This is a genomic window from Tateyamaria sp., from assembly GCF_039940735.1.
In the GTDB taxonomy this organism is placed as follows: Bacteria; Pseudomonadota; Alphaproteobacteria; order Rhodobacterales; family Rhodobacteraceae; genus Tateyamaria.
Genome location: NZ_JBDVGB010000039.1, coordinates 39,019 through 60,175, shown reverse-complemented (window position 1 = coordinate 60,175; position 21,157 = coordinate 39,019). Strand labels below are relative to the sequence as shown.

18 protein-coding genes are annotated in these 21,157 nt (G+C 56.4%); 10 read left to right on the top strand and 8 right to left on the bottom strand.

Annotation, left to right across the window (positions count from 1 at the left end):
• Window positions 1-66: 66 nt before the first annotated feature.
• Window positions 67-1,092: a TRAP transporter substrate-binding protein gene (locus tag ABJF76_RS07845; protein ID WP_413818839.1), complete on the bottom strand. Its 1,026-nt coding sequence runs from the start codon at window positions 1,090-1,092 to the stop codon at window positions 67-69.
• A 198-nt stretch (window positions 1,093-1,290) separates the two neighbouring features.
• On the opposite strand from ABJF76_RS07845, the gene ABJF76_RS07840 reads away from it, so the two are divergent.
• The gene (locus tag ABJF76_RS07840) at window positions 1,291-1,932 is read left to right on the top strand and encodes a GntR family transcriptional regulator (RefSeq protein WP_413818840.1); all 642 of its coding nucleotides are present in this window, start codon (window positions 1,291-1,293) and stop codon (window positions 1,930-1,932) included.
• A 22-nt stretch (window positions 1,933-1,954) separates the two neighbouring features.
• Window positions 1,955-2,164 carry a DUF6434 domain-containing protein gene (locus ABJF76_RS07835; RefSeq protein ID WP_413818841.1) on the top strand — a complete coding sequence of 70 codons (210 nt, stop codon included), beginning with the start codon at window positions 1,955-1,957 and terminating at the stop codon, window positions 2,162-2,164.
• 3 nt (window positions 2,165-2,167) lie between these two features.
• Here ABJF76_RS07835 and denD read toward each other — a convergent pair whose 3' ends face one another.
• Both denD and ABJF76_RS07825 read right to left on the bottom strand, forming a co-directional pair.
• A complete protein-coding gene (gene denD / locus ABJF76_RS07830) occupies window positions 2,168-3,139 on the bottom strand; it encodes a D-erythronate dehydrogenase (protein WP_413818842.1) in 972 nt (323 codons plus the stop codon).
• Window positions 3,136-4,089, bottom strand: coding sequence for an NAD(P)-dependent oxidoreductase (locus tag ABJF76_RS07825; protein WP_413819239.1), 954 nt, complete (start codon window positions 4,087-4,089; stop codon window positions 3,136-3,138). Before ABJF76_RS07825 ends, denD begins: the two co-directional genes overlap by 4 nt.
• Window positions 4,090-4,132: 43 nt before the next feature.
• Here ABJF76_RS07825 and ABJF76_RS07820 point away from each other — a divergent pair, with 43 nt between their 5' ends.
• From ABJF76_RS07820 to ABJF76_RS07800, 5 genes are all read left to right on the top strand, one after another.
• Entirely contained in the window at window positions 4,133-4,876 is a 744-nt protein-coding gene (locus ABJF76_RS07820) for an SDR family oxidoreductase (RefSeq protein ID WP_413818843.1), read from the top strand.
• Window positions 4,873-6,672 carry an IlvD/Edd family dehydratase gene (locus ABJF76_RS07815; RefSeq protein WP_413818844.1) on the top strand — a complete coding sequence of 600 codons (1,800 nt, stop codon included), beginning with the start codon at window positions 4,873-4,875 and terminating at the stop codon, window positions 6,670-6,672. The genes ABJF76_RS07820 and ABJF76_RS07815 overlap by 4 nt, the downstream gene beginning before the upstream one ends.
• A gap of 87 nt (window positions 6,673-6,759) precedes the next feature.
• On the top strand, window positions 6,760-7,602 hold the full coding sequence (locus ABJF76_RS07810) for a fumarylacetoacetate hydrolase family protein (RefSeq protein ID WP_413818845.1): 843 nt from the start codon (window positions 6,760-6,762) through the stop codon (window positions 7,600-7,602).
• On the top strand, window positions 7,595-8,530 hold the full coding sequence (locus tag ABJF76_RS07805; RefSeq protein ID WP_413818846.1) for a 2-hydroxyacid dehydrogenase: 936 nt from the start codon (window positions 7,595-7,597) through the stop codon (window positions 8,528-8,530). Before ABJF76_RS07810 ends, ABJF76_RS07805 begins: the two co-directional genes overlap by 8 nt.
• Window positions 8,523-9,611, top strand: a complete 1,089-nt coding sequence (locus ABJF76_RS07800) for a mandelate racemase/muconate lactonizing enzyme family protein (protein WP_413818847.1) — start codon at window positions 8,523-8,525, stop codon at window positions 9,609-9,611. Before ABJF76_RS07805 ends, ABJF76_RS07800 begins: the two co-directional genes overlap by 8 nt.
• A 38-nt stretch (window positions 9,612-9,649) precedes the next feature.
• Here the strand turns inward: ABJF76_RS07800 and ABJF76_RS07795 are convergent, their stop codons facing one another.
• From ABJF76_RS07795 to ABJF76_RS07780, 4 genes are all read right to left on the bottom strand, one after another.
• Entirely contained in the window at window positions 9,650-10,987 is a 1,338-nt protein-coding gene (locus tag ABJF76_RS07795) for a S41 family peptidase (protein ID WP_413818848.1), read from the bottom strand.
• A 6-nt stretch (window positions 10,988-10,993) separates the two neighbouring features.
• Window positions 10,994-12,127 (bottom strand): murein hydrolase activator EnvC family protein, encoded by a 1,134-nt coding sequence (locus ABJF76_RS07790; protein WP_413818849.1) that lies wholly within the window; start codon window positions 12,125-12,127, stop codon window positions 10,994-10,996.
• On the bottom strand, window positions 12,124-13,635 hold the full coding sequence (gpmI, locus tag ABJF76_RS07785; RefSeq protein ID WP_413818850.1) for a 2,3-bisphosphoglycerate-independent phosphoglycerate mutase: 1,512 nt from the start codon (window positions 13,633-13,635) through the stop codon (window positions 12,124-12,126). The genes ABJF76_RS07790 and gpmI overlap by 4 nt, the downstream gene beginning before the upstream one ends.
• A gap of 219 nt (window positions 13,636-13,854) precedes the next feature.
• Complete coding sequence (locus ABJF76_RS07780) at window positions 13,855-16,752, bottom strand: error-prone DNA polymerase (RefSeq protein WP_413819240.1); 2,898 nt, start codon at window positions 16,750-16,752, stop codon at window positions 13,855-13,857.
• A gap of 141 nt (window positions 16,753-16,893) precedes the next feature.
• On the opposite strand from ABJF76_RS07780, the gene ABJF76_RS07775 reads away from it, so the two are divergent.
• Complete coding sequence (locus tag ABJF76_RS07775; protein ID WP_413818851.1) at window positions 16,894-17,361, top strand: DUF1203 domain-containing protein; 468 nt, start codon at window positions 16,894-16,896, stop codon at window positions 17,359-17,361.
• A 175-nt stretch (window positions 17,362-17,536) separates the two neighbouring features.
• A complete protein-coding gene (locus ABJF76_RS07770) occupies window positions 17,537-17,710 on the top strand; it encodes a zinc-finger domain-containing protein (RefSeq protein WP_413818852.1) in 174 nt (57 codons plus the stop codon).
• 41 nt (window positions 17,711-17,751) lie between these two features.
• Here the strand turns inward: ABJF76_RS07770 and ABJF76_RS07765 are convergent, their stop codons facing one another.
• Complete coding sequence (locus ABJF76_RS07765) at window positions 17,752-18,093, bottom strand: hypothetical protein (RefSeq protein ID WP_413818853.1); 342 nt, start codon at window positions 18,091-18,093, stop codon at window positions 17,752-17,754.
• Between the two features lie 144 nt (window positions 18,094-18,237).
• Between ABJF76_RS07765 and polA the strand changes: the two genes are divergently transcribed.
• Window positions 18,238-21,033 (top strand): DNA polymerase I, encoded by a 2,796-nt coding sequence (gene polA / locus ABJF76_RS07760; protein WP_413818854.1) that lies wholly within the window; start codon window positions 18,238-18,240, stop codon window positions 21,031-21,033.
• Window positions 21,034-21,157 lie beyond the last annotated feature (124 nt).

The following is a 21,157-nucleotide window of genomic DNA, read 5'->3' as shown; positions in this document are numbered from 1 at the left end:
CGCCTGACAGCAAAGTCAAAAAAACGCGGGGCCTATACGTTAAGGCCCCGCGTTCTGAGCAATAACTTACTCTTGAACGAGACCCAGCTCTTTCAGGTAAGTGATGTGGCTTGCCACAAGTGCTTTGGCTTCTGGCGTTGTCGCGAACTCAGGCCATGTTTCCTGAGCAACGTTGCGGAACGCTTGCAGATCATCTGCGCTCCATTCGTTGATGGTGACGCCTTCGGCGCGCAGAGCAGCAACAGCTTCAGAGTTCTGCTTTTCAACAAACAATGCGGCTTTCATTGCCGCATCGGCCATTGCGCCTTCCATGATTGCGCGGTGGTGGTCGGGCATTGCATCCCAAACGGCTTTGTTACAAGCCAAGTGGTCAGATGGCATCGAGTGGAAGCCGGGGAAGTTTGCGTATTTCGCGATGTCATAAAGGCCAAGACCTTTGTTTGTCGCGATGTTGGACGCATCGGCACCATCGATGATGCCGGTTTCAAGCGCTGTAAAGATTTCGGTAAAATCCATCACAACTGGCTTTGCGCCGAGTTTTTCAAAGATTTTGGTTTCCATGCCCGGAGGCGAACGGAATTTCCAGTCTTTCAGATCAGAGATCGCAGCGATTGGTTTTGTCGAGGCAAAGCTTTCTTGGCCATAAACCATCCAGCCAACCAGCTGCATGTCATAGGTGTTGTAAAGCTCTTGAGCTGCGTCCAGACCGCCACCGAAGTACAACCATGACAGCTGTTGCGTTGGTGTGGCATAGCCGCCCATGATGTCGCCAACGAATTGGAAGGCAGGGTTTTTACCCGTTTGGTAAGCACCACCTGTCGCGTCGCAATCCAGAATACCGGTTGCAGCAGCGTCAAAGGTTTCAACCGACTTCACAACAGAAGACGAATAGAATGCTTCGATGGTGATTTGACCACCGGACATTGCTTCGATGTTTTCAAACAGACCCGTGTACAATTTACCGGCTGTGGTTTCAGGCGCGTGGTGCGTTTGAATGCGCAGGTTGGTTTGCTGAGCGTTCGCCGTCAGCGCTGTTGTTGCTGCAAGTGCTGCAACTGCTGCGACGCTTGCCGCCTTCTTGATGAATGTCATGTTATCCTCCCAGACAATTTTGCATTGCGCACTGCAAGACTCTTAGGCCTCGTATAGCGCACTGTAAGACGAGGCTAAGCGGAGTTTCTCCAGACGACAACAAATAAAATGAAATTTCGGAAAATTTCGAGATTCTCGTGGAATTTCCAAATTTTTTAGCTTACCGTACGGACGTTCCCAAGTTGGTCTTGCCCCTTCATGATGCAAAACAAAGACATCTTCGAAACCCTGCGCCATCGTCTTATGACCTGCGGGTTTGAGCACGGTCAAAAGATGCGCGCAGAACATTTGCGCCAAGAATTTTACTGCTCTGCCAGCACGATTCGCGAGGTGTTGTTTCGCCTTTCGACCCTCGGTTTAGTGGAGTTTCGCGAACAACGCGGCTTTCGCGTACCTGAAAAATCGCGCGCAGTTTTGAACCAATTGACCCACCTGCGCGTGCTGTTAGAAGCCGAAGGTACGGTGCTATCGATTCGCTTCGGAGGCGTCGCTTGGGAGGCGCGCCTCACGGCTGCGCATCATCAACTCAGTCACCTTGAGACACGCCTGCAATCTGCCGACGAAACGGCCCCATTCGTCGATCTTTGGTTCGATGCAGAGCGACATTTTCACGAAACTTTGATCTCCGCCTGCCAATCAGACACCCTTCGCGAAACGCACCACCAGCTGTATTGCCGCTTCCGCCAGCAACTCATGGTTGAGGATCGCGCTTTTGATTTTATCTCTGACAACATCCAACATCACCAAGAGATTCTAGATGCTGCCATGGCAGGGGACGAAGCGCTGACGCGCCAAAAAGTACACGACCATTTGGCGCGCCATATGACGCCCACGGTCTAACCGGAATTCGTGTGAGGTAACTATGGATTTTGACTGGCATTCCGACCCGATCACCCACGACACGCCCATTAATCTCCAGTACAAAAACACCCAAAACGTCCGCCGTTTTTTGTCCGCCGAATGTGGCGCGGCGTTCAAATTTGATCGTGCGTTCATGGCCTGGATCAAAGACGGTCAGCCAAAAACGATGGGAGAGGTCGCGGCGGAATGGATACGCCGCAACCCGTCCTGACGGTTACCGCCCCGGCAATTCTTCTTCTACGTAGACGTCTACGATTTCGCGGAAGGACGTTTCGGCCTTGAACCCCAATGCCGTGGCACGTTCAGGTGCAAAGTTGCGCGGCCAGCCCGCGACGATCTTCATGATCGCCTCGTCCGGTTGCGGCTTGATCAGTGCCACCACGTTGTTGCCTGCCACATCGCGCAAAGCTTCGATCTGTTCGCCCACGGTACAGCTGATTCCCGGCAGGTTCAGCGCGCGCCGGTTTTCTAAACGGTCGGTGTCTAGCGTGGCAGCGTGTGCCAAAAAACCAGCCGCTGAACGAGGCGAGGCGTGCCAATGCCGCACGGTGTCAGCAACGGGCAGAATCGCTTCTACTCCGTTTAGCGGTTCACGGATGATGCCCGAAAAAAACGATGAGGCCGCAAGGTTGGCCTTGCCCGGCCGTACACAGATCGTGGGCAGGCGCAGCGACATGCCATCAATAAAGCCTTTGCGGGAGAAGTCCTGGATCATCAGTTCACACGACGCCTTTTGCGCGCCGTAGCTGGTTTGGGGCGAGGTCAGGAATTCGTCGCCGATCTTGTCCGGGTAGGGGCCGCCAAAGACCGCGATGGACGAGGTGAACACGACGCGGGGCACATAAGCACCACCGGTCGCGCGGTGCTGCGCGCGCAACGCTTCAAGGAAGTGCCACATGGGCAGCATGTTCACCTGCCAGCCCAAATCGAAGTCTGTTTCGGCTTGGCCCGACACGATCGAGGCAAGGAAATAGATTACGTCGAATCGTTCTGCCGCCAATGCCGCCCCTTCGGCAGCGGTCGAGATGTTGCCAACCCGCCGGTCTGATCCGACCCCGCCTTCGGGGAAGGCGATGTCGTGTAGGGTCAGGGTGACAGGCGCACCATCAAGCCCTTCGGCTTCTAGTTTTTGGGCCAGCTTTTGGCCAACCATGCCACCTCCGCCAAGAATAAGTACCCGCATCATGTGTCCATTCCATTTTGTTTGCGCAATTCAAGATACAGACCCGAATGGTCTTTGTCAGCGCCGTCCATGTGATCCACGAAATGCGCGAATCGATCACGCACACTTTGCGTCATAGGCAACTTCAGATCCACGGCTTCGGCTTCGAACAAAGCATTGTTCAAATCCTTAAGCTGGAATTTCGACAGCCCACCGGGTTCAAAGTTACCTGTGGTCATACGTTCGCCGTGCTGTTGCAAGATAACGCTGTCGGCAAATCCGCCCTTCAACGCTGCGCGCAAAGCTGCGGGGTCGGCGCCACCTTGTTCTGCCAACAACATCGCTTCGGCCACGGCCCCGATAGTAACAGCAACGATGGTCTGGTTGCACAGTTTCGAAAGTTGCCCGGCACCGCTTGGCCCAACATGAACAGGGTTGCCCATGGCAGCAAGCGTCGGCTTGGCACGATCCATATCCTTAGCGCTGCCGCCGACCATAATGGCAAGGGTCGCCGCCGCTGCCCCCTTGGTCCCACCAGATACGGGCGCGTCCAGATGGGCAACGTTGAGCGCTTGAAGCACCTCGGCTTGTGCGCGCGCTTCGTCGGGTTTTGTTGATGACATGTCGATCCACAGCGCCCCCGGTTTAAGGGCTTTTGCCACTTCGGCGATCATGGCCAGAACAGTGGGTCCGTCGCTCATCATAGAGATGATGATATCGGCATCTGTCACCGCGTCGAATGTGGTATCAACCACCTCGGCCCCAATGGCCGCAAGCGGTTGCGCTTTGGTTTTGGTCCGGTTCCACACCGTGAGAGGCACGGCGGCCTCGACCAGATTGCGGGCCATGGGAAACCCCATCAACCCCGTCCCCAACAGGGTTACTTTTTGCGTCGCCATTGCACGTCCTTTTCGATTTTGCCGTAACGTCTGGTCAACACGAACGGCTTGTCCTACGGTCCCACCAAAACGCAGGCATCAGCGATGCGCAACACTAGAAAACATAGGGAGGGACGTTATGGGCCGTTTAAGCGGAAAGCGCGCACTTGTGACAGCAGCTGGTCAGGGGATCGGACGCGCAAGCGCAATCGCCATGGCAGCCGAAGGTGCGACCGTGTTCGCCACCGACGTGAATGCGGACGTATTGAAGGATATGCCAACGGGAATAGAAACTTTTGTTATCAATGCATTGGATGATGACAGCGTAAAAGAAGGCGTCGCACGCGCGCAGCCAGATGTGCTGTTTAACTGCGCCGGTTTCGTGCATCATGGCACCGTTCTGGACACAACGGACGAAGATTGGGATTTCGCTTTTGATCTCAACGTCCGGTCCATGTTGCGCACGATCCGGGCCGCCCTTCCGGGCATGGTCGAACGGGGCACCGGGTCGATTATCAACATGTCTTCGGCCTGTTCATCGGTGATCGGCGCGCCAAATCGATTCATCTATGGCACCACCAAAGCCGCTGTCATCGGCATGACAAAATCAGTCGCCTTGGATTTTATCAAGGACGGAGTGCGCTGTAATTGCATCTGCCCCGGCACCGTAGAAAGCCCAAGTTGGCATGACCGCGTCAAAGCACTCGGCGAAGAATTGGGCAGCTACGAAGAAGCCTTGAAACAGTTCGTATCGCGCCAGCCCATGGGGCGCGTCGCCACCGCCGAAGAAATCGCCAATCTGGTGGTCTATTTGGGCAGCGACGACAGTGGATTCACCACGGGTCACCCCCACATCATCGACGGAGGTTGGTCGGGACAATGAGCAAGAAAATAGGAATTGAAGACCTGCGTTCCCGCAAGTGGTTTATGAACCCGGACAATCCGGAAATGACCGCGCTGTATCTTGAGCGTTATCTGAATTACGGCCTGACGCGCGATGAATTGCAATCGGGTAAACCCATCATCGGCATCGCGCAGACGGGCAGTGATCTGTCGCCCTGCAACCGTCACCACCTTGAGCTGTCAAAGCGCGTCCGCGATGGAATCATTGCCGCGGGTGGCACCTGTATTGAGGTGCCTGTGCACCCCATTCAGGAAACCGGCAAGCGCCCAACTGCCATGTTGGATCGCAACCTTGCCTATCTGTCTTTGGTTGAAACCCTGTTCGGTTATCCGCTGGACGGTGTCGTATTGAACATCGGCTGTGACAAGACCACGCCCGCGCTTTTGATGGCCGCCGCCACCGTCAACATCCCCGCCGTCGCCTTGTCCGTCGGTCCAATGTTAAACGGCTGGTTCCGTGGCGAACGCACAGGTTCAGGCACTATCGTGTGGAAAGCCCGCGAAATGCTGGCGGCCGGTGAAATCGACGACGATGGGTTTATGGAACTTGTTGCCTCGTCCGCCCCATCGGTTGGCTATTGCAACACCATGGGCACGGCGACAACGATGAATTCGCTGGCCGAAGCTTTGGGTATGCAATTGCCCGGCGCGGCTGCAATTCCGGCACCCTACCGCGAACGTGGTCAGATGGCCTATGAAACCGGTCGGCGTATTGTGGATATGGTGTGGGAGGACATGCGTCCTGCCAACATCATGACGCGCGAGGCGTTTGAAAACACGATCGTCATCAATTCGGCCATCGGCGGGTCCACGAATGCGCCAATTCACTTGAATGGTATCGCGCGCCATCTTGGTGTGCCGTTGGACAATGACGATTGGCAGGACGTTGGCCACAAGATTCCCCTGATCGTGAACATGCAGCCCGCGGGTGAATATCTGGGCGAGGATTATCAACACGCAGGCGGAGTGCCGGCTGTCATTGGTGAACTTCTGGCCGCTGACCTGTTGCCATACCCCGATGCGATGACCGTGAATGGCAAGACCATGCGCGAAAACTGCGAAGGCCTGCGCAGCGAAGACACCAAAGTCATCCGCTCGATCACCGAACCGATGAAAGAGCATGCCGGTTTTATCAACCTCAAGGGCAATTTGTTTGACAGTGCGATCATGAAAACATCTGTGATTTCGGATGCCTTTCGCGCGCGCTATCTGTCAAACCCGGATGATCCCGAGGCCTTTGTAGGCCGCGCCGTCGTCTTTGACGGGCCAGAAGATTATCATCACCGCATCGATGACCCAGCAGAAAATATCGATGACGATTGCATTCTATTCATGCGTGGCACGGGGCCAAAGGGGTATCCTGGCGGCGCCGAGGTCGTGAACATGCGCGCTCCGTCTTATCTGTTGAAACAGGGCGTCGAAGCGTTGCCTTGCGTCGGGGACGGGCGGCAATCCGGTACATCTGGGTCGCCGTCGATCCTGAATGCATCGCCTGAGGCTGCCGATGGCGGCGGGCTGGCCTTGCTGAAAAACGGTGACATGGTGCGGATTGATCTGAAGAAATGCACTGCGGATATGCTGATCGAACCTGCTGAACTGGCGGCGCGTTCCGTGGCGTTGGCGGATGCAGGCGGGTACGACGCGCCAGAAAATCAAAGCCCATGGCAAGAAATTTTCCGCGACCGGGTCGGGCGTTTTGACGAAGGCATGACCCTGCGTGGATCGACAGAGTACCGAGATATTTCGCGCAAGCACATGCCGCGCGACAATCACTAACGCCCCTTTGGGTGCAGCAATAATAATGCCCCTTTGGGTGCAAAAAAATGACCGCGCTTTTGGCGCGACCACAAGAAAGGTTAGACTATGAAACTTGTACGATTTGGCGACGCAGGATCCGAACGCCCCGGCTTGATGGACGGCGATACTTTGCGCGATCTGTCTGGCGTGATTGACGACATCACCGGCGATACATTGGGTGATGAAGCGCTAGACAAGCTGCAAAGCATCGATCCAACAACCCTGCCCGCTGTCGAAGGCAATCCGCGCCTTGGGGCCTGCGTTGGCAACTTTGGCAAGTTCTTGTGCATCGGTCTGAACTATTCAGACCACGCCGCCGAAACTGGCGCTGCGATCCCTGAGCACCCAATTCTGTTCTTCAAAGCAAATTCTGCAGTCGTTGGCCCGAATGACGATGTGTATATGCCGCGCGGTTCCGAAGCCACCGATTGGGAAGTCGAGCTGGGTGTCGTCATCGGCACCACAGCAAAGTATGTCAGCAAGGAAAATGCGTTGGACCATGTCGCGGGCTATTGCGTGATCAACGACGTGTCCGAACGCAACTTTCAGACCAAATTGACCGGGCAGTGGACCAAGGGCAAGTCTTGCGACACATTCGGCCCAACCGGTCCCTATCTTGTGACGCGCGACGAAATTCCTGATGTGCAAAACCTAGCCATGTCGCTCGATGTGAACGGCAAGCGGATGCAGACGGGTAACACCAATACCATGATCTTTACCGTGGCTGAAATCATCGAGCACCTGTCGGGTTTGATGACGTTGCACCCCGGTGACATCATTACGACTGGCACGCCTCCCGGTGTTGGCATGGGAATGAAGCCACCCACGTATCTCAAGGTCGGCGACGTAATGGAATTGGAAATCGAAGGGTTGGGCCGCCAGCGTCAAGAAGTGAAGCAAGATGCATGACCTTCTACAAATCGGTGGCATCACCGACAGGATGCGCACGCGCTTAGAAGAACACTTTACGATTCATAAACTGAGCGAAGGTGCCTATCCCGGTGCTGCCATCACCCATGTCGCCACAAACGGTCATGACGGTGTCCCGGCGGACGTCCTTGCCGCCTGCCCAAACCTGAAAATGGTCAGCTGTTACGGTGTCGGCTATGATGCCATCGACACCAAAGTGGCGGCTGATCGCGGTATCATTGTCAGTCACACGCCTAACGTTTTGAACGACGAGGTGGCAAGTACGACGATCATGCTGATGCTTGCCAGCTTCCGCAACTTTATGGCGGACGAGGCGCATGCAAGATCCGGCACATGGGAAGCGAACGGCAACGCGCCCCTGTCACGCAGCGCAGACAACCGCCGCGTGGGTATCCTTGGTCTGGGGCGTATTGGGCAGGCGATTGCGGACAAATTGGCCGTTTTTAATGCTGAAATCCACTATCATACGCGCAGCAAAAAAGACGTGCCTTACACCTATCACCCAGATCTGACTGATATGGCCAAAGCGGTCGAGGTCTTGATCTGCATCACGCCCGGCGGACCTTCGACTCAGCATATCGTGAACCAAGAGGTGATGAACGCACTGGGGCCGGAGGGCACGTTGATCAATGTCTCGCGTGGGTCTGTGGTGGACGAGGCCGCGATGGTGAAGGCGTTGCAAGATGGGCGCTTGGGCTATGCCGCATTGGATGTCTTTGAGGCCGAGCCGAAAATACCGGACGCGCTGAAAACCATGCCCAACGCGATTTTACTGCCGCATGTCGGCTCTGCGACGCACGAAACGCGTGCCGCGATGGGCGGGCTTGTTGTGGACAACCTGATTTCGCATCTGAACTCTGGCAAGGTTCTTACGTCGGTGCCGGAAACTGCCCACCTCAATGTCTAAGATCACCAGCGTCACCGCCCGTTTGTTTGCGGTGCCGCTGGACGAAGTGCTTGTGGACGCCAAACATGGTGACCACAGCCACTTTCATCTGGTGACGGCAACCATCACGCTGGAAGATGGGTGCACCGGCACTGGCTATACCTACAATGGTGGGCGCGGCGGGCATGCAACGGCTGCGATGATCACCCACGATATTGCGCCGTTTTTGATCGGTCAGGATGCTACAAATGTCGAAGCACTAACCGAAGCGATGGACTGGCATATGCATTATGTTGGGCGCGGCGGCATCGTCAGTTTTGCGCTGTCTGCCGTTGATATTGCGCTGTGGGATGCGCGCCTGAAAGGGGCGGGGCAATCGCTTGTCAAAGCGGCCGGAGGTGCATCGGATCGGTGTCGCGCCTATGCAGGCGGGATCGATTTGGGTTTTGATCTGCCCAAGCTTCTTAGCAGCGTGCAGGGATATCTGGATCGCGGCCACAACGCGGTGAAAATCAAGATCGGCCAACCAACGCAGCTCGAAGACATCGCCCGCATTGCAGCGGTACGCGACCTGATCGGGCCGGATGTTACGTTTATGGTCGATGCCAATTATTCCATGACCGTGCAGCAGGCCATCGACATGGCGCGTGCTTTTAAACCCTATGACATCGCGTGGTTCGAAGAACCGATTATTCCTGATGCCTACGAGGATTATGCCGCGATCCGTGCGACCACGGGTGTACCTGTGTCCCAAGGCGAAAACTTACACACTAGCCACGAATTTGCCCGTGCCATGCCGCATGTGGATTTTATACAACCGGATGCGTCGAACTGTTTGGGCATTACAGGCTGGTTGCAGGTGGCACAAATGGCGGCAGAGGCCGGCGTGCCGGTGTGCAGTCACGGGATGCAGGAATTGCATGTTTCGCTGGTATCGAGCCAACCGCATGGCGGCTGGCTTGAGGTCCACAGCTTTCCGATTGATCGCTATACCAAACGCCCTCTGGTGATCGAAGATCACTTGGCTGTCGCGCCGATTGTGCCGGGTATTGGGGTTGAGTTTGATTGGCCCAAGCTGACCCCGTTCGAGGTCGCTCTTTAGGCGGGGGTAAGGTGCGCGGTACCACGCACCTTACGGGTTTACTCGGTTGGGCCGAGGGCATTCAGACCTTTAAGGATATCGATGGCATAGGCCAGTTGATAATCCTCTTCACGCAAAGTGGCAGCAGCTTCGGCCTTTTCACGGTCTTCTTCGATCTGACGGATTTCGTCTTCGCTCAGCGAATCGTTGTTCAGGCTGCCACGCAGGTCCGCCTCTGAACGTTGGCCGACTGCGCTTGCGGGCTCATCCTCTTCTTCATTAGGAACACGACGTGGCTGTTCGACGACGATGTCCGGGCTAACACCCAGCGCTTGGATCGAACGACCCGAGGGTGTGTAGTACCGTGCTGTGGTCAGACGCATCGCGCCTTCGCCCCGTAGCGGCATCACAGTTTGAACCGAGCCTTTGCCAAAGCTTTTGGTCCCCACAACGATGGCGCGGCGGTGATCCTGCAACGCGCCCGCGACAATTTCCGACGCAGAGGCAGAGCCGCCGTTGATCAGCACAACAATCGGTTTGCCCTCCGCCAGATCGCCCGGCGCTGCGTTAAACCGGTCGCCATCGGCAGCGTTGCGGCCGCGGGTCGATACGATCTCGCCCTTTTCAAGGAATGCATCCGACACCCGGATCGCTTGGGTCAAAAGCCCGCCGGGGTTGTTGCGCAGATCAAGCACAAAGCCGTTTACGTTTTCCATGCCGCCCAGTTCTTCGACCTTTTCAGCCAATTGGGTTGTCAGGTTCGGCGTCGTTTTGTCGTTAAAGGTCGTCACACGCAGCACGACGGTTTCGCCTTGCGTCCGGCTGCGTACGGCCTGCAATTCGATGGTGTCGCGCACGATAGAAACGTCAAACGGTTCCGCTTCGCCCTCGCGGACAACGGTGATGATAATTTCGGACCCTACAGGGCCACGCATCTTGCCCACCGCTGCATCCAATGTCAGACCCAACATGGAATCGCCATCCACATGGGTGATGAAATCGCCAGCCTCAATACCCGCGTCCGCCGCAGGTGTGCCGTCGATGGGCGACACAACTTTGATAAAGCCTTCTTCTTGGGTCACTTCGATCCCAAGGCCACCAAATTCGCCACGGGTCTGCACCTGCATGGCGGCGGCGTCTTTGGGGGACAGATAGCTAGAATGTGGATCAAGAGACGTCAGCATGCCGTCAATCGCAGCTTCGATCAGATCACCGGGATCGACCTCTTCGACGTATTGCCCGCGAATGCGTTCGAAAATGTCACCAAACAGATCAAGTTGTTCATAGACATTGCTGTTGGCGGCGCTTTCTTGTGCCAAAAGTGGCCCAGCGATCTGAGTGGTAGCGACAACCCCTGCCAACGTACCGCCCACTGCGGCCATGACGAATTTTTTCATTCTTGCTTATCCATCCTGTTCAGTGCTGAACCACGTCAAAGGGTCCAAAGGCACGTTATCCTGTCTTACTTCTATATAGAGCGTTTCCGACGCCTCAGCGCCACCCCCTTCACCGTCTGTTGACAATGTAGTGGCGTCACTTTGCTCAGGAAGCCCGCTCATCAGGCCCAAAGGTGTGCCCGCAGTGATAATTTGACCCGTTTCCCCATAGCTCACACCCAAACCAGCCAGCACAATCAGCGTGCCGGGACGCGGTTCAAGAATCGTTACACTACCAAAATCTAGCAACGGGCCAACATAACGCAATGTCGCAGCCGTAGGTGACGTAACGAGAGCCCCGGGTCGCGTCGCCAATAAAATGCCTGGCCGAGTGATCCCGGCGGCATCCGCTTCGCCTGCGCGACGCAAGATCAGCCCACGGGCGGGCAGCGGCAGGTTGCCGACATCATTTGCAATATCAGGCGCTGTCCAAACCGTTTCGTCCACCGCGATGCTGGACAGACCGCTGGCAAAGGCATCAAGCGTTTCGGACGACGAAATCAAGATCGCCGTGCGCACGGGATCACTGGTAAAGCGCTGCGGCAGGTCGGTGCGGTTTGCCATAGCCTGATTTAGGTCCGCCCGCGCGGTTTGAACCTCGTTTAAGCCCTTTGTCAGCTGCGCAGCAGCCTGTAGCTGAAGTGTGCGTAACCCCGAGACGTCGCTTAGATCCCGACGGAGCCGTTCGGCACGTTGGTTTAAAGCCGGTGTCAATTCCGCCAACAACATGCCCGCCCGCGCCGAACCGTTTGGGCCATCGGGGTGTAGAAAACCCGTCGGGGCCTGCCCGGGAGTTAGGGTTTGCAACACAGCCAACAATTGCGCGATTTCGGTATCGCGCGCTTCAAGTTGGGCACGCAGTTGCGCCTCGCGGATAGACGCACGGCGCAGGCCTGCCCGCATGGCCGACAATCCAGCTTCATAGGCCTGAACCGTCTGGGTCAACGCACGCACGCGATCCCGCGCGCTGTCTGCATCATCCAACTGCACAGAGGCCGTTTCCAACAACTGCCCCGCCGCGCGTGCCAACGCACCTGCGTCTTCTTGCGCAAACAACGGGCCTGTCAGCAGGCAAAGGACAAGAACGGCAACGCGTCTCATGCGATCAAGTTTTGCCCCGTCATTTCAACAGGCTGTTCCAGGCCCATCAAATGCAGCAGCGTTGGCGCCAAGTCCGCCAAGCGCCCTGCATTTAATTTACCTTCTGCCCCGATCAGTGCGACAGGCACCAGATTGGTTGTATGGGCTGTGTGCGGTTCACCGGTGTCAGGGTCGACCATCACTTCGCAATTGCCGTGATCCGCCGTTAGGATCATCGCCCCGCCAGCGGCCTCTAACGCAGGCATGACCCGCGCAAGGCCTTGATCCACGGCCTCGCAAGCGGCGATAGCAGCGTCCAGATCGCCGGTGTGACCAACCATATCCGGATTGGCATAATTCACTACGATCAGGTCGTAATCTGCATTGATCGCTTCAATGAACTTGTCCGTCACCTCGACCGAGGACATCGCTGGCTGCATGTCATAGGTGGCCACATTGGGAGACTTGGGCATGGCGCGATCTTCGCCCACTTCTGGGCTTTCCTCGCCTCCGTTCAGGAAAAACGTGACGTGTGGGTACTTTTCAGTCTCGGCCAAACGGAACTGGCGCAAGCCTGCTTTGGCCACCCATGCCCCCAGCGTGTTCACGATTTCGGGCTTGGGATAAACGGTGGTCATGTATGCGGCATGCGCCTCGGAATAATCGGCCATGCCAATCAGGCCAGACCATTGCGGGCGTCCGTCGGTTTCAAAGGCATCAAAGCCCGGGTCACCAAAGGCTGCCATGATTTCGCGCGCGCGGTCGGCTCGGAAGTTCAGACAGAACAGTCCGTCGCCCTGCTTGGCACCTTTGTAGCCGTCCATGACGGTGGCAGGGATAAACTCATCAGTTTTGTCGTTGGCATAGGCCGCTTCGATGGCGGTGGCAGGGCTTTCACTGATTGGACCTTTGGCACGGATCATGGCGTCAAATGCTGTCTCGACCCGGTCCCAGCGATTGTCGCGATCCATCGCGAAATACCGTCCGGTCAATGTGACAATGCGTGCGCCTTTTGGCAGATTGGCGTTCAGCGTTTCAAGATATTCAAGCGCTGATTTAGGCGCGACGTCGCGCCCGTCGCTGATGGCATGAATCGCAACATCAAGGCCCGCATCCGTGCACAGCTTGGCCGCAGCGATTAAGTGAGTAATGTGTCCGTGCACGCCGCCATCCGACATCACGCCCATCAAGTGCGCGCGCCCGTCTGCGGCTTTTATAGCGTTGATCCAGTCTGTCAGGCGCGGATTATGGAAAAAGCTACCATCCTCGATGGCAAGATCGATTTGCCCCAAATCCATCGCCACAACACGACCTGCGCCGATGTTGGTGTGTCCAACCTCAGAGTTGCCCATCTGCCCTTTTGGCAAACCGACATCGGGTCCGTGTGTGATCAACGTCGCATTTGGACGGGTCGCCATGATGTGGTCAAAGGTGGGTGTGTTGGCCAATGCAGGGGCGTTGGCTGTCTTGCTTGCTCGTTGGCCCCAGCCATCGAGGATACACAGGACGACGGGTTTGGGGGCTGTCATATGCTCGGATACCTTTGTGTGTCGCGTTCCGAGACTTCTAACCTGCGCGAGCAGCGTTGGGAAGAACGGTTGACCGGACCTTTAGGAATGTTGCGATCAACCGGAAACCGGAGACTGATGCAGTCTCCGGCTATTTTCCGACACGGAAAATCAAGGCGTGGCCTTGGAAAGCGCATCGCTTTCCAACCCGGTGTCCGTGACGGACACCGCCCGTTCAATTCAGTACGGAACTGGCGTTAAAACATGGCGCAACAGCGCAACAGGATGCTTGCGTAACGTCAGACGGGTGGACACGTAATCCTCGATCACCTCTTCGCCCAGCGTCATTTCAGGCAGCAATGCAGCCGGTTCATCCACCACTTCACCGTCAATATCACGCGCAAACAACGGCAAGGCCGGACCAGAGGCCAGCGCCTTGGCCTCCCATAACGCGGTACGGCGGTTGATATCGACACCCCCAAAGGCATCCGCCTCAGCCAACCGTACCAACACCTTTGACCCAAGCCCGGCACGCCGCCACACGTCACGCACCGACTGATACCCGTTGCCACGCGCCGCCGTGATCCATGTCGCGTCCTCTTCGGTCAGCCCTTTGATCTGGCGAAATCCAAGCCGCAAGGCCACCCCCCCTTGCCCATCGGGTTCCATCACATTGTCCCAAAAACTGGCATTGATACAGATGGGGCGCACCGACACCCCATGTTCGCGCGCATCCCGCACGATCTGCGCAGGCGCATAAAATCCCATCGGTTGGGAATTAAGCAAAGCGCAGGCAAAGATGCCGGGATGGTGGCATTTGATCCAGCTTGAGGCATAGACCAAAAGCGCAAAAGATGCCGCGTGGCTTTCGGGAAACCCATAGGCCCCAAACCCTTCGATCTGGGAAAAACAGCGCGTGGCAAAATCATCGTCATAGCCCTTTTCGCGCATGCCCCGCAGAAACAGCGCCCGGAATTCGCTGACGCTCCCGTGTTTTTTGAACGTGGCCAAAGACCGCCGCAGACGGTCTGCTTGGTCCGGCGTAAAACCCGCCCCGACAATGGCAATCTGCATCGCTTGTTCCTGAAACAACGGCACGCCCAGCGTTTTACCCAACACCGCACCAAGTTCGTCCGAAGGAAAGCTGACCTCCTCTTCTCCGTTGCGGCGCCTGATATAGGGATGCACCATGTCACCCTGAATGGGGCCGGGCCGAATGATTGCCACCTCAATCACCAAGTCATAGAAATTGCGCGGGCGCATGCGCGGCAGGAAATTCATCTGCGCACGGGATTCCACCTGAAACACGCCCACGCTGTCCGCAGCACAAAGCATATCATAGACGCGCGGGTCTTCGGGCGGCAGCGTGGCAAGGGTATAGTCGCGTTGATGGTGCATTCTCAGCAGATCAAACGCTTTGCGGATACAAGTCAGCATCCCAAGGCTGAGCACATCGATTTTCAGGATGCCAAGGCTGTCGATATCGTCCTTGTCCCAGCAAATAACCGTGCGGTCCTCCATCGTGGCGTTTTCGATGGGCACCAGTTCATCCAACCGCCCATCGGTGATGATGAACCCACCCACATGCTGGGACAAGTGGCGCGGAAATCCGTTGATTTCATATACCAACTCGATCGTTTGCCGCAGCCGTTTGTCATTAAAGTCGAGGCCGATTTCAGCCATGCGCGTGGCTTCCAATCCCTTGGTAGAGAAAAAGCCCCAAAGTTGGGAGGACAACGCCGAAATCGTATCCTCGCTTAACCCCATGGCACGACCCACTTCGCGGATGGCGCGCTTGCCTCGGTAGTGCACGACTGTAGCGCACAGGCCTGCACGGTGACGGCCATAGGTTTCATAGATGTGCTGGATGACCTCTTCGCGCCGTTCATGTTCGAAATCGACGTCAATGTCGGGGGGCTCGTCGCGGGCCTCGGACACGAAACGTTCGAACACCATTGTGCCCATTTCGGGTGAAACAGAGGTGACCCCAAGGCAGTAACACACCACCGAATTGGCCGCCGATCCGCGCCCTTGGCACAGGATGTCACGAGAACGCGCAAACTGGACGATATCGCGCACGGTCAAAAAATAGGGTTCGTAGTTCAGCTTGCCGATCAAGGTCAGTTCGTGACGCAACAAGCGCTGCGCCTTTTCTGGCGCGCCTGCGGGGTATCGCCATTTGAGCCCCTCATATGCCAGCCGCTCCAACCGGTGCGACGGGGTTTCATTGTCAGTAATCTCGGATGGATATTCATAGCGCAATTCATCCAACGAAAAGGTGAGGCTTTTCGCCAACGCAGCGGTGCGTTCCACGGCACCTTCGTGACCTGCAAAAATGCGCAACATGTCGTGCGTGCCGCGCAAGCGTCCCTCTCCATTGGTTAATGCGTTGCGCCCCAATGCATCCACGCGGATTTTAAGCCGCACAGCGCTGAGCACGTCGGCCAATTTGCGCCGCATCCCGTGGTGCATACGTGGCGCGCCCGAGGCAAGCGTGGGTAGGTTCAGCGCCTGCGCCTGAGTTGCGATACTGTCAAAACGTGCGCGGTCGTTCCCGTCATACTGCGGCACCATCAGAACATGGATGTTCCCGCCAAAGCGGCGCATCAACCGGCCCGCTGTTTGCATCCATGAGATCGCGCCGCCCTGTACCCTTAGCGTTTGCGGCCACAGCAGCAGGTGGAGACCATCCGCGAACTCTTCAAGGTCGCTTAGTCGAAGATCGCAATGCCCTTTGGCCGCGCGCAACCGCCCATGCGAAATTATGCGACAAAGACTGCGCCACCCGTGGCGGTCTTGTGGCAGCACAGTGATAGGCGGTGCATCCGTGAACACCAGCCACGCCGCAGGGATCAGACGCGGGGTTGTCGTGATCGCAGCACTTGGCGGTGGCGAAATGTGATCAGGCGTTGGCGGTCCAATCAACCCGACACGTGCATCAAAATCCCTGCGTTCACGCACGCTGCGCGCGATGGTTTTGCCCATCGTATGTGCACGCACGATCCCCGCCACGGAATTGTCATCCGCGATGGCCAGTGCCTCCATCCCCAGAAGGGCGGCACGCGCCATATATTCCTCGGGGTGGGAGGCCCCGGTGAGAAAGGTAAAATTCGACGTGGCAGAAAGTTCAATGAACATAGTTGGCAGATTCGGGTTATGGGGAAGGAACAGCATATTCATGTTTTGTTCTCTTTGAAAGATAAAGAGGATCGGTTGCGCATCATTCGGGTCGCTTACTGCCGCGCAGCCCGGATAATCGAAGCGCAAAGGAGACTTGCTATGTTTGAATTTTCCGCCCTGCCATCCGATGTTGTAAAAGCTTACCGATCTGGTGGCTTGGATGCGTTTGGTAATCCGCCAGAAACCGCGATCAGCGATGGCACCGCCAACCCTTGTCGGCATTGTTTGCGCAATATTCCCAAAGGCGCGGGGATGTTGATCCTTGCTCACAAACCGTTTGAAGGAACGCATCCTTATGCCGAAGTCGGACCGATATTCCTATGCGTTGAAGATTGCGCACAAGGAGGAGGAACGGCTGTCCCTGACGTTTTAACCACCTCGCCTGACTATCTGGTCAAAGGGTATTCGGCGCATGATCGCATAGTTTATGGCACCGGTGCGGTGGCGCCCACTGATGAACTTGAGGCCCAGCTTGCGGCTATTTTCACCAATCCTGACGTGGCTTACATCCATGTGCGTTCGGCCCGGAACAATTGTTATCAAGCGCGGGTGGATCGCGGTGGCTAAAGCACTTTGACTTTACATTGGGACATCAGGCTTGGCTTTTCGCCTTTGAACAAAGCGAAAGGTAACGAACAAGCAATACGAACGTTATACGACGAAGCGCTCTTGGGTCTTGTCTGGCGTCGCTGCTTGGCCCATAAACGCCCCTGCATTCGCGCCCAATTCGAGGATCTAACCCATGACCATCGACGCCCCTGAGACCAAAACAGTCGACACCACGCGCGTGGCCTGTGACGGCGGCGAAGGGCCTTTGGGTCACCCGCGCGTCTGGTTGCAAATCCCCGAGGACATCGGCTGGGTTGAATGCCCATATTGCGACTGCAAATATGTGCTGAACCCAGACGCCGCCTGATCCACTGGGTTAAGAGCTGCGTTCTCACGCGCCACAAAAAGTCATTTAAGGGACTGCAAGGCCCGGCCAACGCAGTCGATCATCTCGCGGTTGGTTTCAGCCCCGCTTAGCACATATTCCTGCACGCGATGGCCCGCCCAAAACCGCAACCGATCCCCGGATTTGGTCCTGCCACGACCAGTCGCCGTGCCGGATTGACGGTGAAAGTAAGTATAGCTTGCCCGTCCACTAACACCATCTGAACAAGTAAATGTGGCACGACCCGCCCCTAACGTGGTGCGCTTCCAGGCTCCGTGACACACAGTCCCGTCAGGTGTCGTTGCCTCTAGCGGGCCAAATTCGCGGCCAAAAGTGCGACCTACGTAAAATGTGGCTCCGTTCACAGCGCATCCAACAAAGGGTACGCAGAAATTATTGTCCAAGGTGCAAAGGTTTGACGCAGATGCAGGTCCGCAGAGGCTGGCAATTAGGCTCAGGGCTGTTATCCGTAGCATCTGTTACTCCGCGACAAGACAAGGATTCACGGCATGAGTGAAACACGATTTGGCAAAGGATGCCATTTGCATCTGATCGATGGCTCGGCCTTTATCTTTCGTGCCTATCACGCATTGCCGCCGCTCACGCGCAAGTCCGATGGGCTGCCCATCGGGGCCGTGTCCGGTTTTTGCAACATGTTGCAACGCTATGTCGAAGGGAACCACGGCCCCGATGCGCCCACCCATGTGGCGGTGATTTTCGACAAAGGCAGCCACACCTTCCGCAACGACATGTACGACTTGTACAAGGCCAACCGCGAAGCAATGCCCGAAGACCTGCGCCCGCAAATGCCGTTAACCCGCGAGGCCACAATCGCCTTCAACATCGCCTGCGAGGAAAAAGAAGGCTTTGAGGCTGACGACATTATCGCCACCCTCGCTGTACAGGCCCGAGCCTTAGGCGGGCGCTGCACCATCATCAGCTCTGACAAAGACCTGATGCAATTGGTCGGCGGTGGCGTCGAAATGTTTGACGCGATGAAAAACAAGCGCATTGATCGCGACGGCGTGCACGAAAAATTCGGCGTCTATCCTGAGCGTGTTGTGGATGTGCAGGCTCTTGCGGGCGACAGCGTCGACAACGTGCCCGGCGCGCCCGGCATCGGGATCAAAACCGCCGCCTTGCTGATCAATGAATATGGTGACCTTGATGCACTGTTGGAACGCGCGGGCGAAATCAAACAGCCCAAGCGCCGTCAGACCTTGATCGACAATGCCGATCAAATCCGCCTGTCGCGTCGCCTTGTGCAGCTTGACGAAAAGATGGAACTTGATTTTACCATCGACGATCTCGAAGTGCGCGACCCGGATGCAGAAAAGCTGATGACTTTCCTTTCCGAGATGGAATTCCGCACTTTGACCAAGCGCATTTCCGAACAGCTTGGCGTCGCAGCGCCCGAAATCAAAGATACCGTGCCTGCCGCCGCAGACGCGCCAGACGCCCCCAGTTTTGAGGACGCGAAATACGAACAGGTCAGCGATGCGAACGCCCTGCAAACATGGATCGATCTGATCTATGAACGCGGCTATGTCGCGGTAGACACTGAAACAACTGGTCTCAATGAAATGACCGCCGATTTGGTTGGCATTTCACTGGCCGTAAATCCCGGTCACGCCTGCTATATTCCGCTGATCCACAAACAGGGTGGGGATGATCTGTTTGGGTCAGACGAACTGTCCGAAGGGCAGATGCCGTTGGAACAGGCGCTTGAGATGCTCAAACCCGTGCTTGAGGATGATAGCATCCTGAAAATCGGGCAAAACATGAAATATGATGCCAAGATTTTTGCACAAATCGGCATCATGGTCGCCCCCATCGATGACACCATGCTGATGAGCTACGCCTTGCATGGCGGCATTCACAACCACGGTATGGACACGCTGTCGGATCGCTATCTAAACCACACGCCTATTCCAATCAAACCACTGCTGGGGTCCGGAAAATCGGCCAAGACCTTTGATCAGGTTCCGATCGAGGACGCGGTGAAATACGCCGCTGAAGATGCCGATATTACGCTGCGCTTATGGCAACAATTCAAGCCATTGCTGCACCGCACGCAAGTCACCAAAGTCTACGAAACCCTCGAACGTCCTATGGTGCCGGTCTTGGCCGCAATGGAACGGTCCGGCATCAAAGTTGACCGCGATACGCTGTCGCGCATGTCCAACGCTTTTGCGCAAAAGATGGCGGGACTTGAGGATGAGATTTACGAGCTTGTCGGCCGTAAATTTAATGTCGGCTCACCCGCTCAAATCGGCGAAATTCTATTCGATGAGATGAGCCTTGAGGGTGGAAAAAAGGGCAAGAACGGCAAATACGCGACCGGCGCGGATGTGCTCGAAGACCTTGCGACAGAACACAAGCTGCCCGGCCTCGTGTTGGATTGGCGGCAATTGTCCAAGCTTAAATCGACGTACACAGACGCGTTGCAGGACCACATCAACAAAGACACGGGCCGCGTGCACACGTCCTATTCCATCGCGGGCGCGTCCACAGGGCGGCTAGCCTCGACCGATCCGAACTTGCAAAACATCCCAATCCGCACCGAAGAAGGGCGTCGCATCCGCGAAGCCTTTGTCGCGGAACCCGGTAAAACGCTGGTGGCACTGGATTACAGTCAGATTGAACTGCGCATTCTTGCGCACATCGCTAAAATTCCTGAACTCAAGCAGGCTTTTGACGATGGCATTGATATCCACGCTTTGACCGCATCGGAAATGTTCGACGTGCCTCTGGATCAGATGACCTCTGACATCCGTCGGCAGGCCAAGGCCATCAACTTTGGGGTCATCTATGGCATCTCGGGGTTTGGCCTTGCCCGCAATCTGCGCATTCCACGAGCCGAGGCGCAGGGGTTCATCGATCGCTATTTCGAACGCTTCCCCGGCATCCGCACTTATATGGACGACACCAAGGCCTTTGCCAAAGAACACGGCTATGTCCAAACCCTGTTTGGGCGGCGCATCCATACACCCAACATCGGCGCAAAAGGCCCGCATGCCGGTTTTGCCGCACGTGCCGCGATCAACGCACCGATCCAAGGCACCGCCGCCGACGTCATCCGACGCGCGATGATCCGCATGCCCTCTGCCATCGCTGAGTTGCCGGCGACAATGCTGCTTCAGGTGCATGATGAACTGCTGTTTGAAGTAGAAGACGGCGCTGTTGACGCCCTGATCAATGCCGCGCGCGATGTGATGGAAGGCGCTGCGGACCCCGTGGTGCATTTAGACGTCAAACTGACGGTGGATGCAGGCCAAGGGCAAAACTGGGCAGAGGCGCATTAAATCCTGTGCAGGGTGTTGGCCCCAAGCTGGTCCTGCCTGTCTTTGGTGGGCCTGAATTTTGAAAGGTTCCGCCAGATCAACAGCGGCCTAATACAAGATAAAGTCGCAACAACGTAAGGCGGAG